At 64.1% G+C, this 11,410-nt stretch carries 9 protein-coding genes and 1 pseudogene; 5 read left to right on the forward strand and 5 right to left on the reverse strand.

The window, feature by feature from the left end:
* Positions 1 to 65: 65 nt before the first annotated feature.
* Both RMO57_RS15330 and panB read right to left on the reverse strand, forming a co-directional pair.
* Positions 66 to 230, reverse strand: a pseudogene (locus RMO57_RS15330) (pantoate--beta-alanine ligase); the annotation flags it as partial.
* Between the two features lie 14 nt (positions 231 to 244).
* The gene (gene panB / locus RMO57_RS15335) at positions 245 to 1,054 is read right to left on the reverse strand and encodes a 3-methyl-2-oxobutanoate hydroxymethyltransferase (protein ID WP_310388082.1); all 810 of its coding nucleotides are present in this window, start codon (positions 1,052 to 1,054) and stop codon (positions 245 to 247) included.
* A gap of 146 nt (positions 1,055 to 1,200) precedes the next feature.
* Between panB and RMO57_RS15340 the strand changes: the two genes are divergently transcribed.
* The 5 genes from RMO57_RS15340 (at position 1,201) to RMO57_RS15360 (ending at position 7,386) form a co-directional block, all read left to right on the forward strand.
* Positions 1,201 to 2,121 carry a hydrogen peroxide-inducible genes activator gene (locus tag RMO57_RS15340; protein WP_310388083.1) on the forward strand — a complete coding sequence of 307 codons (921 nt, stop codon included), beginning with the start codon at positions 1,201 to 1,203 and terminating at the stop codon, positions 2,119 to 2,121.
* 161 nt (positions 2,122 to 2,282) lie between these two features.
* Positions 2,283 to 3,116, forward strand: coding sequence for a methylated-DNA--[protein]-cysteine S-methyltransferase (locus tag RMO57_RS15345; protein WP_310388085.1), 834 nt, complete (start codon positions 2,283 to 2,285; stop codon positions 3,114 to 3,116).
* A 420-nt stretch (positions 3,117 to 3,536) separates the two neighbouring features.
* Positions 3,537 to 5,117: a thioredoxin family protein gene (locus tag RMO57_RS15350; protein WP_310388087.1), complete on the forward strand. Its 1,581-nt coding sequence runs from the start codon at positions 3,537 to 3,539 to the stop codon at positions 5,115 to 5,117.
* Positions 5,118 to 5,698: 581 nt separating this feature from the next.
* Positions 5,699 to 6,457, forward strand: coding sequence for a sigma-70 family RNA polymerase sigma factor (locus tag RMO57_RS15355; protein WP_310388089.1), 759 nt, complete (start codon positions 5,699 to 5,701; stop codon positions 6,455 to 6,457).
* A complete protein-coding gene (locus tag RMO57_RS15360; protein ID WP_310388091.1) occupies positions 6,454 to 7,386 on the forward strand; it encodes a cupin domain-containing protein in 933 nt (310 codons plus the stop codon). The genes RMO57_RS15355 and RMO57_RS15360 overlap by 4 nt, the downstream gene beginning before the upstream one ends.
* A gap of 46 nt (positions 7,387 to 7,432) precedes the next feature.
* Here the strand turns inward: RMO57_RS15360 and RMO57_RS15365 are convergent, their stop codons facing one another.
* The 3 genes from RMO57_RS15365 to RMO57_RS15375 form a co-directional block, all read right to left on the reverse strand.
* The gene (locus RMO57_RS15365; RefSeq protein WP_310388092.1) at positions 7,433 to 8,017 is read right to left on the reverse strand and encodes an SRPBCC family protein; all 585 of its coding nucleotides are present in this window, start codon (positions 8,015 to 8,017) and stop codon (positions 7,433 to 7,435) included.
* A gap of 590 nt (positions 8,018 to 8,607) precedes the next feature.
* Complete coding sequence (locus RMO57_RS15370; protein WP_310388094.1) at positions 8,608 to 9,789, reverse strand: IS91 family transposase; 1,182 nt, start codon at positions 9,787 to 9,789, stop codon at positions 8,608 to 8,610.
* Between the two features lie 6 nt (positions 9,790 to 9,795).
* Entirely contained in the window at positions 9,796 to 10,683 is an 888-nt protein-coding gene (locus RMO57_RS15375) for a site-specific integrase (protein WP_310388096.1), read from the reverse strand.
* Positions 10,684 to 11,410 lie beyond the last annotated feature (727 nt).

Genomic DNA, 11,410 nt, shown 5'->3' on the forward strand with positions numbered 1-11,410 from the left:
AAGGACTTCGGCCCCAACGGCACCAATCCCTTCGACATCTACGACGTCTCCGACTGCCTCAACCCGAAGATGCTGGCGACCACCAAGCCGGTCGCACCGACGGCGGCCCGACCCTGGCGTACCAAGGCCAAATGGCCGTCGTGCAGGCTGCCCATGGTGGGGACAAAAGCACGATTCAAATTGCCGGCCAGAGCTTGGCGAAGCTCAGCGATCGTGTGGATGATTTGCATATGCACCGAGCCGCTCAATATCCATGCAGCTCGTCTTGCGGGAAGGTCTGCGCCTTGACCTCGCCGACATAACGCCGCACCGCCTCTTGCACCGAGCCGGCACCGCCCTGCATGAAGTTCTTGACGAAGCGCGGGCGCCGGCCCGGCGTGACGTCCAGCATGTCATGCAGCACCAGCACCTGGCCCGAGCAGCCAACACCGGCGCCGATGCCGATGACCGGGATGCCCAGCGTCTGCGTCAACTCCGACGCGAGCGCGGACGGCACCATTTCCAGCACCAGCATTTGCGCGCCGGCCTCGACCAGCTCCTGCGCTTGGCGCTTCATCAGCGCCGCCGCAGCGTCCTCACGCCCTTGCACCTTGTAGCCGCCCAGCATGGTGACGGTCTGCGGCGTTAGCCCTAAGTGCGCGCAGACGGGAATGCCGCGCTCGGTCAGGAAGCGCACCACCGGCGCGGTCCAGCCGCCGCCTTCGAGCTTGACCATGTGCGCGCCGGCCTTGAACAGCGCCGCTGCGCTCTTCCACGCCTCTTGCGGCGATGCCTGGTAGCTGTCGAAAGGCAGATCGCCAATGATCCAGGCACTCTTGCGGCCGCGTGCCACGCAGCGGGTGTGATAAACCATCTCGTCCAGGCTGACCGGCACGGTGCTGGTCTGACCCTGCAAGACATTGCCGAGTGAATCGCCGACCAGCATCACGTCGACGCCGGCGTCGTCCAGCAGGCTGGCAAAAGCGGCGTCATAGCAGGTCAGCATGGCAATCTTGTCGCCGCTGGCATGCATATCGAGCAGGCGCTGCAAGCTCATCGGTTTGCGTTCGGTCATGGTGTCACCTCGGTCCACTGATCTCGGGTCGCGCAAAACTTGCCCGGCCCGCCAATTTGGCCGCAGTGTAGCCGGGCCCCCGAGGGTTTGTTCTAGGGCGGGTCATCCAATGCCAAGCACAATGCAAGCCCAGGAGGAGAGTCCGCATGACCTTGACCGAGTTGCGCTACATCGTTGCCGTCGCCCGCGAGCGCCACTTTGGCCGCGCCGCCGAGGCCTGCCATGTGTCACAGCCGACGCTCAGCGTGGCGATCAAGAAGCTCGAAGAGGAGCTGGACGTGCGCATCTTCGAGCGCGGTGCCAGCGAGATCAGCGTAACGCCGCTGGGCGGCGAGATCGTGCGGCAGGCGCAATCGGTGCTCGAGCAGGCCAGCGCCATCAAGGAGATTGCCAAGCGTGGCAAAGACCCGTTGGCCGGCACCTTGCGGCTGGGGCTGATTTACACCATTGCCCCCTATCTGCTGCCGGCGCTGGTCAAGGGCGTGATCGAACGCTACCCGCAGATGCCGCTGATGCTGCAAGAGAACTTCACCGTCAAGTTGCTGGAAATGCTGCGCACCGGCGAGCTCGATTGCGCGGTGCTGGCCGAACCCTTTCCCGACACCGGCTTGGCGGTGGCGCCGCTGTATGACGAGGACTTCATGATCGCCGTGCCGGCCGGCCACCCCTTTGCCACCCGCAGCGAAGTCAGCGCCGAGGAGCTCAAGCTAGAAACCATGCTGCTTTTGGGCGCCGGCCACTGCTTTCGCGACCATGTGCTGGAAGTCTGCCCCGAGTTCGCGCGCTTCTCCAGTGATGCCGAGGGCATCCGCAAGAGCTTCGAGGGCAGCTCACTGGAGACCATCAAACACATGGTCGCTTCGGGCATGGGCGTGACGGTGGTGCCGGCCCTGAGCGTGCCCAAGGAGGAGCAGCCGCATCTGCGTTATGTGCGCTTTGCCGCACCGGTGCCGACGCGGCGCGTGGTGCTGGCCTGGCGCAAGACCTTCACACGCTACGAGGCCATCGCCGCGCTGCGCAATGCCGTCTATGGCTGCGAGCTGACCGGAGCCACACGCTTGTCATGAACGCCGCGCCGGCCCGCTAGGAGCTGAACAGCGCGGTCGAGGCCGAACAGGCGCAAGTGGCGCAAGTGGCGCAAGAAACGGGTGGCGGCTGAACCGAGCGGCGCTGACAATCGCGGCCATTCACAGCAGCTCAGGACGGCCGCCATGCTTAAGTTTTCACCATGAACACGCGCTACCAACGCATTCGCAGCGCCATCGAGCGGCTGGCTGTGGCTGAAGCGCCGGTGCCGCTGCAGACCTTGGCCGATGAGGCCGGCCTCAGCCCGTTTCACTTTCAGCGCAGCTTTGTCGGCATGGCGGGCGTGACGCCCAAGGAGTTCAGCCAGGCGCTGGCCTTGGACCGGGCCAAGCAAAGCTTGGCGCAGGCCGAATCGGTGATGACGGCGGCCTGGGGCGCCGGCCTGTCCGGGCCGTCGCGGCTGCATGATCTTTTTGTCGGACTGGACGGCATGACGCCGGGCGAGTTCAAGGCCGGCGGGGCGGGTTTGACGCTGCACTGGTCCTGTGCGGACACTTTGCTGGGCCCGATTTGGCTGGCGGCCAGCCAGCGCGGGGTGGTGGCGCTGGTGTTCACTCGCGGCGCCACACCGGCGCAATTGGTGGCCGACGCGGCCGCCAAGCTGCCTCAAGCGCAGTGGCGGGAAGATGCCGCCGAGCTGGCCCCCATCGTCACCGAACTGCAACGCCGCATGCAGGGCCTGGGTCCGCGCCGACCGATCGGCCTGGCCTTGTCGGGCACACCGCTGCGTTTGAAGGTTTGGCAGGCCTTGATGGCGGTGCCCGAGGGGCAGGTCCTGTCCTATGGGCAGTTGGCGCAGCTGGTCGGTGCGCCCAAGGCGGTGCGCGCGGTGGCGAGTTGCGTGGCGGCCAATCCGATTGCCTATTTGATCCCCTGCCATCGGGTAATACGGGCGAATGCGGAGTTTGGCGAATACCGCTGGGGGCCGCAGACCAAGCGGGCCATGCTGGGGCTGGAGTTGGCAAGGGCGGGCTAGACACCATGGTCGCCGCAACACGAGTGCAGGGGCCGATCTTCATCACCGTAGCTTGCACCCTGCCCAGCAACTCACCGACGTCATTGGCGTGATTGACGTGATTGCTCAGTTCAGGCTCCTAAGCAAAGCGCCTGACCCATGCAGGCCAAAGTTTCAGCGCTGTGGACGCGGTCGTGGTGTGGTGGTCTGAGCGCGAGTCAGCGGAAGAGCCATCAACGGAGTGACGGCGCCGCGCATCTTGTGGCCTTCCAATTCCAGCCCTCCACACAAGACCCAGAAGGTTCGGCTAACCCTCACAGTGCCTCTGCCCCGAAGAAGCTCAGCTGTTCTCCGTATATCGAACGCTTGCGCCAGGCCGCACAATGGCGCGACCATTCATTCTTCAAAAGGTGGCCCGAGCCGGGTCGCCTGGACACGCGCATGAAGCTCCATTTGTCGACTCCCCGCACGGCCACCGCCGCCGCCGCCCTCAGCCTGGCCGCCCTGTTTTGCCAAGTGCCTGCCGTTCATGCGGCGGCCACCGCGAGCGTCGCCTGGCAAGCCGCCAATGCCGACGCCGATATCGAAAAAGCCTTTGCCCAAGCTCGCTCAGAGAAGAAGCCGGTGCTGCTGTACTGGGGCGCCAAATGGTGCCCGCCTTGCAATCAATTGAAGGCGACGCTGTTTAACCGGCAAGACTTCATCGAGCAGACCCAGGCCATCGTGCCGGTGCATATCGACGGCGACGCACCAGGGGCGCAAAAGCTTGGGCTCCGCTTCAAGGTGCGCGGCTACCCGACGATGATTTTGTTCAGCGCCGATGGCCGCGAGATCACCCGCCTGCCCGGCGAGATCGATGCGCCGCAGGTGATCAAGGTCTTGCAGCTGGGCTTGGCCGGCGGCCGACCCGTTGGCGATGTCTTGGCCGACGCCAAGGCAGGCAAGCAACTGAGCGCGAATGAATGGCGCTTGCTGGGCTCTTATTCCTGGGAAACCGGTGAGTCGCAGCTGGTGCCTGCGGCCGAGCTGCCGGCCTTGTTGGCGCAGCTGGCTGCAGCGTCCCAGGGCGTTGACGCCGAAACCACCACCCGGCTGTGGCTGAAGGCCTTGAGTGCCAGCAATGAAGGCAAAGGGCTGAAGGCCGATGCCAAGCTGGCGGAATTGGTGCGCAGCGTGCTGGCTAACCCGGCCGAATCGCGTGCGCAGATGGACGTGCTGAGCAACGGCGCGGCCGATATTGTTAAAACGCTAACGCCCGAAGTCGGCGCAGCCAGAGCCAAGCTGATCGGCGAGTTCGAAGTGGCGCTCAAGCGACTGGAAGCCGACACCAGCTTGTCGCGCGCCGACCGACTGGGCGCTCTGGGTGCGCGCATCAGTCTGGCCCGCTTGGACACGCCAAAAGCCGAGCTGCAACCCAAGCTGAATGCCGCCTTGGTCAAAGATGTCAAGGCGGCCGCGGCCAAAGCCGACCGCGAAATCACCGATGGCTATGAGCGCCAAGCCGTCATCAGCTCAGCGGCCCATTGGCTGGGCCAAGCCGGCCTGTGGAAAGACAGCGATGAGCTGCTCAAGGCCAGCTTGGCCAAGAGCCATTCGCCCTATTACCTGATGAGCCAGCTTGGCGGCAATGCCAGAAAGCAGGGCCGCAAGGACGAGGCGCTGCGCTGGTATGAAGAAAGCTTCAACAAAAGCGAAGGCCCGGCCACGCGGCTGCAATGGGGTTCGGGCTATATGGCCGCGCTGACCGAGCTGGCGCCGCAAGACGCCGCCCGCATTGAGAAGACCGCCGCACAACTGTTCAGTGAAGCGGCGCAGGACAAGGGCAGTTTTTACGAGCGCAGTGCCCGCTCGCTGCAAAACGTCGGCAGCGCGTTGCTCAAGTGGAATGCCGACGGCAAGCATGACGTGAACATCGCCCGCTTGAAGACGCAGTTAGACGGCATTTGCAGCAAGCTCGATACCGCCGACAAGCAGCGCGCGACTTGCGAGGGGCTGCTGAAGGCGCCGGGCAAGAAGGCTTGAACACAAAGAACGAGGGGCACTGCTCAAGCGCGGCCCCTCGGATTTCGACCTACTTTTTGTACAGCGTCGGCATGCTGCGGCGGTAGGCGTCGCAAGGCTTACCGAGATCGTTCCCGCTGGAGTGGGGCTTGCCATAACGCAAACCCCAGCTGGACAGGCCCGGCCCGGCCCGGCCCGGTGATGCGCTGACAGGCAATCGCCCCAGGCCAGGACCTGAGCAAATGCTCAGGTGGGCTACCCAAACGAACCGCACAAGCGGCCTATGACGACCTTGAGCGCGCGCGTGGTCACCCGGCCTGGCGGCAAAATATTTTCTTTCAGCCACCCTGCATCCAAATCAACGCGGCCGGCGTAGCGATGGGAGACGGCAGTCATTCCGCCCCGCCCAAGCTGTCGTCTGGGCGGCCCGCACTTTCAAACCTACGCACCATGCAAGCTCTGACCCAACAAGCCCGGCCGCAGCGACGGCCGCTCGGGCCGTCACAACTTGGCGGCACAATGCGGCGGCCGGGCCATTTTTTGCCTTGCCCCGACGGTCACGGTCTGTTGCGCCCCGGGAAACACCTTGCCTGGTAATTGCCATGGTTTACTTCGCTGGCCCGGCTGAGCCGTCGGGCTCCAGGGGCGTCGAGCCCTGTGAGATCGATGACTTGGTCGACGCGCAAGACAGCGTCACCATGCTGGAGGACGCCCACGCGGATGTCGACTTGGCGCCGCTACGCCCCATGCCCAGCGCGGACGACCCGCAGCTGCAAGCCTGGCTGGCGCGCATCGTGCACCAGGACGAGGCCGCCTTGGACGCGCTTTACCGCGCCTGCGTTGGCCGCGTCTACGGTCTGGCCCTGCGCATCGTGCGCAACCCAGGCCTTGCCGAAGAAGTCACCGAAGACTGCTTCTGGCAGGTTTGGCGCCAGGCACCCCGGTTTGACGCCCTGCGCGGCAGCGCCTTGGCCTGGCTGCTGACAATTGCGCGCAGCCGTGCACTTGATGCCTTGCGCGCGCGCCGCCGGGTTTTGGCCAACACCGTGTCCGCCGATGCGCTGGGCGAAGCGATGGACGCGCTCGCGGAGACCGAAGGCGGCACAGACGATCCACATGACCTGCTGGAGGCCGTGCAAACCCATCAGCAGTTGCACCAAGCCTTGGCCCAACTCGACGCCGTGCCGCGTCAGTTGGTGGCTTTGGCCTTCTTCAAGGGCCTGACCCATGAAGAAATCGCCAGCCAGATTGGCCTGCCCTTGGGCACGGTCAAGTCTCATCTGCGCCGGGCTATGTTGGCCCTGCGCAAATGCTTGGGACCGCAAACGTCCTCGGCCCGCTCCTCCGCAAAATTGATATGAACAATCACGCACGTCCCCAGGCCGATCTCGCGGCTGACTTGGCTTTTGAGCCGCACACTTTGCCCGGCGTGGCAGCTGCCGCCGGCCTGGGCCTGCTGCCCGCGCTGGCCGTCGAGTTGGCGCCCATCGAGCCGCCGTCTGCGGTGGCCGGTGCGCTGCGCCAACGTCTGCTGGCCCGCGTCGCGCAAAGCGCCGCAGAAAGTGCCGGCATGACGACGCTTCGCCAGGCCGACGCCGTCTGGCAAGACCTGGCCCTCGGTGTACGCCTCTATCCCCAGCATCGGGACGCTGTCGGCCAAAGCAGCTTGATCGAACTGGCGCCCGGCGCCGCATGGGCGCCCGGCGCGGGCGCGGTTCAGCTGCATGGCGAAGGCGCTGCCGTGCATGAAATTCTGGTCCTGCGCGGCACACTGCAGCTGGATGTGCCCGAGCTGGGCTCGCCGACACTGGTGGCGCAAGACTATCAATTGATCGGCCTGGCCAACGCTTGGCCGGCCGACGCTGGCTTGAGCAGCCCGACGGGCGCCCTGATTTACTGGCGCAGCAGCAAATCAGGCGCTAGCGCGAACGAATTTGGACAGACCCTCAACTCCCACCGCCACTCTGCCGATGCAGCAGCTTGGCAGCCCTTGCGCCAGGGCGTGGACATCAAACCGCTGCATGTGGTGGGCGAGCGCATTGCCATGCTGGTGCGCTTTCAGCCCGGCGCCAGCGTGCCCGCGCACCCGCACGGCTTGGGCGAGGAGTGCTTGATGCTGGAAGGCGATTTGTTCCTCGGTGATGTGTTGTTGCGCGCGGAAGAGTTCCAGTTCGCACCGGCCGGCACTGGCCATGCGGGTGTGCTTTCGGACGTCGGCTGCCTGCTGTATTTCTGTGGCGCGATCGACCCCGCTGCGGTCGACCCGGCCATGCAGGCCGGGTTGACCTAGATTCGGCCCGCACGGTCGGGTCGACCTAGATTCGGCAGTTGACCGGTCAGCGTTGTGACATGGTCCAGTGCTTGGGCTGGCTGCTGCTGCAGTTGAGCCGGGCGGCCATGCCTTTTGCGCCGGCCTCCATCACCGCGAAATGGCTCCACTTGAAGAAGATGCGCAGCAACGGTGCGGCGATGCGCATCCAACGCTTGCCTAACTCGACCTCGTAGCGGTAGGTGACGTCAACCTGCTGCACCGAAGCGGCGGCGCCGGTGCCAGGCACCTGATCCGGCACTGGCACCGGATCCAACACCCACAGGCCCTGACCCAGCAGGTCGCCGCTGGACCGGCCTTCGATCTCGCAGTGGCCATCAGCAGCGCGCTCGCGTCTTGTGTTGAGCACCTCGATGGTGAACCGATAGCCCAGCGGGCTACGCCAGGTCAGCGCCGCATGGGTGCCCGCTTCGCCGACCGGTGCCCGGTGCAGCAAGCGCACCCGGCTCACTTGAGGCCACCAGTGAGGCCAACTCTCCAGATCCGTCAACAGCGCCCAAATCGGCTGACTCGGGCAAGTCATGCGCCAACGACTGATCAAGACAAAACGGGCCGCTGTGTTGGGGGAATGGGGAGAATATCGGCTAGGCATGCCATCAATACGCCAACGGAGCGGATCTGGATCAGGATCAGGGCGCCGCCTCTAGAAATCGGGCGAAACAAAGAAGAAAAGGCTATTTGCAATCTGAGGTTGGATAGTTGAGGTTTCGAAGTCCCACCCGGTTTGGTGCCGCGGCTGGAAGGAACATCTTGGGTGGAAGCTCGTTGCAACTCAAATTGGTTGGAACTGAGCATGAGGTGGCTATGCCCGCTTCAGTTTAGGTTTGTCGGACACCTGCCCGGTGTCAGCGCAGCGCGGCGCACAACACCGCCTTGAGGGCAGGTGTCGGACAAACCTCGGGGGAGGAAGCCGCGGCGAATGTGGTGATGGATGTCGCGGCTGCGAAGGCTATGGCGATTGGGCCCAGCGGCCCCGCTGAAGCGATGCGGTATGTCCGGCGTCGGCCAGTTCGACAGGCATTGACATCGACGCGCTATCCTTGGACGCAGATGGGTGCTGGGCGTCTGTTGCGACACAAACAGAGGCTGACCGATGCCTGGCCATGGGCCATGCAAGGCTATCCCACGCCGGCCTGCAATGCGGAGCCGGCAGTCGATGTAACCGATGCGGTTTGCTAACTCTCATGGCCCACGGTCTCGACTGGGCGGTGCGCGGATCGATGGCCGCTCGCGCATGAACACTTCAAGGACGATCAGGGGCTTCCCGCACTGCCTGCAGACGAAGCTCGGCGCGCGCGGCGCCGGCTCTCCGACGGTTCTCTCGACAGCGACCTGCAACGCGGCCCTTGCCAGGGCCAGACAGTCGCGGCGGTTGCCATTGGCGAGCAGGCCGTAGTGCCGGATGCGATGCAAGCCTGTGGGCAGCACATGCAGCAGGAAGCGCCGCATGAACTCTTGCGGCTGAAGCGTCATCGTCTTGTGGCGCGTACTTCCCTTGGCACGGTAATCCTTCCAGCGGAAGGTCACGCCGTGCTCGTCCATGGCGACGAGGCGGCTGTTGGAGATCGCCACGCGATGCGTGTAGCGCGACAGGTAGGCCAGCACCGCCTGCGGCCCTGCGAACGGTCGCTTGGCGTAGACCACCCACTCCTGTTGCCGCATCGGTACAAGCCACTCTCTGAAGGCCTTCGCGTCCCGCAGCGCCATGTGCTCGCCAAAGAACCGCAGCTGCCCGTCGTGGTGGAGTTCCTGCAGTCCTTCGAGGAAGCGCCGCCGGAACAGACGCGAGAGCACGCGCACGGGCAGGAAGAACCCAGGACGGCAAGCAGTCCAGGTCTTGCCATCTGCGGCCAGTCCGCCGCCGGGCACGATGCCGTGAACGTGCGGGTGGTGCGTGAGCGCCGAGCCCCAGGTGTGCAGGACCAGCGTGACACCGATGCGCGCGCCCAGGTGCTTGGCATCGGCCGCTATTGTCTGCAACGTCTCGGCGGCCCTGTCGAACAGCAGACCATAGATCGCTGCCTTGTTCGTGTGCGCGATGTCGGCAATGGCCGAGGGCAGCGTGAAGACCACATGGTAATACTCGACCGGCAGCAGATCGGCTTGGCGCGCATCGAGCCAGCGCTTGGCAGCATTGCTCTGGCACTTGGGGCAATGCCGGTTGCGACAGGAGTTGTAGCTGACCTGATCGGCCCCACAGCCTTCGCAGCGCAAGACGTGACCACCCAACGCCGCACTGCGGCACTGTTCGATGGCCGACATGACCTTGAGCTGGGCCAGGCTCAGGTGGCCGCGTTGCGCGACTCTCCAAGCCGGGCCGTGGGTGCGGAAAATGTCGGCGACCTCCAGCGTGGAGTGCGCCACGAGCCGCTATGTTGTCGAGTGCGCCGGCTGGATCTCCTGCAGGGGGTTGACCACTTCGCGCAGGAGCTCGGTGGCTACATGCGTATAGACCACGGTCGTCTCCAGTTTCTTATGGCCGAGCATCACCTGAATCAAACGGATGTCGACCTTCTGTTCCAGCAGGTGCGTTGCGAATGAATGCCTCAGCGTGTGCATGGACACGCGCTTGTCGATCTTGGCAGTCTCAGCAGCGATGCAGATGGCACGGTTGAGTTGTCGCGCGGTCAGCGGGTTCGTGGGGTTCATGCCCGGGAACAGCCAGCCGCCCGGCAGCATCTTGCCCTGCGCGTTGGCCAGCCTCCACCAAGCACGCAGCCGCTCCAGTAGCAAGGGCGGCAGCATGGCGTAACGATCCTTGCTGCCCTTGCCCTGCTCGACCCGCAAGGTCATGCGCTTGCTGTCGATGTCCGTGACCTTCAGCCCGATCACTTCGCTGACGCGCAGGCCGGTGGCATAGGCGACGGACAGGGCGGTCTGGCTCTTGAGGTTCGGCGCCGCGGCGATCAGCCGCGTGACCTCGTCGCGGCTGAGCACGACCGGCAGCTTCTGCGGCACGCGCACGGTTTGCATCTTGAGCATCAACTCATTCCGGCCAAGGGTGATGCCGAAGAAGAACTTCAAACCGCTGATCGTGGCATTGATCGTGATCGGCGAAGTGCCCTGATCGACAAGGTACAGCTGGAAACGCCTCAGGTCCTCGACGGTGGCGGTATCGGGTGAGCGTCTGAGGAAGTCTGCGAGCTTCTTGACAGCGCGGAGATAGGCGGTGCGCGTCTTCAGTTCGAGCTTGCGCATGCGCATGTCGTCGATCATTCGTTGGCGCAGCGGGGAGATGGCTTCAGACGATGGGTTCATGGTCCTGCTCCTGTTGAAGAGCGAGGCGGTACTGCCTCGCAGATCAACGGTGGCAGGGTGCCGGGCCGAGATCAACAAATGCCGCCGGAGCGGCTGCCGCGCGAGCGGCTTAGTCTTCAGGCTGGCAGCAGTCGCTCGATCTTGGCGAGCCAACAGCCGCTGTGGTCGAAACCGGCCGTTGAGCTTTTTGTTGAACGAATGTCTGCAGCGCCCCCGAAGCTGCCGATCGACAAATCTGCGACGCGAGACCATCAGTGCATGAGGCGTCGGCGAATCCAACGACAGCTTTCACAAGCTGCGAAATGGCATCAGGGCCCGCTGGTTTAAACGGCGAACGAGCCGGCGACGGTCAACTCCGTGCTCTTATGTGTAGATGTACATAAGTGCCCTTATGCACAGTTGTCAGTTATGAACAGTTTCGCCTTAGAAAAGGCGATAGTCAGAGGCAATCCCGCACTTTTTGTGACACGTATGCTCCGCATAATCTCGGTGTTTTGAGGAGGCCAGAAAATGAATCTACCTCGCGGACGCGGAACGTCAGCAGGGGCATCGTGTCGGTCAGAGCCATGATGTACTCCAGTTGTGAAGCCGCCACCTTTGGGCTGAGCCGAGAATTATGTTCAGCGTCGCGCCACCCGCCACAGGGCCAAATCACCAGCATTTCCGCTGCAATTCGACCGGTGCTACCGGCGAACTACTCATAACGAGGCACTGTGCATAAGTGCCC

The sequence above is a fragment of the Roseateles sp. genome, assembly GCF_031397715.1.
GTDB lineage: Bacteria > Pseudomonadota > Gammaproteobacteria > Burkholderiales > Burkholderiaceae_C > Paucibacter_A.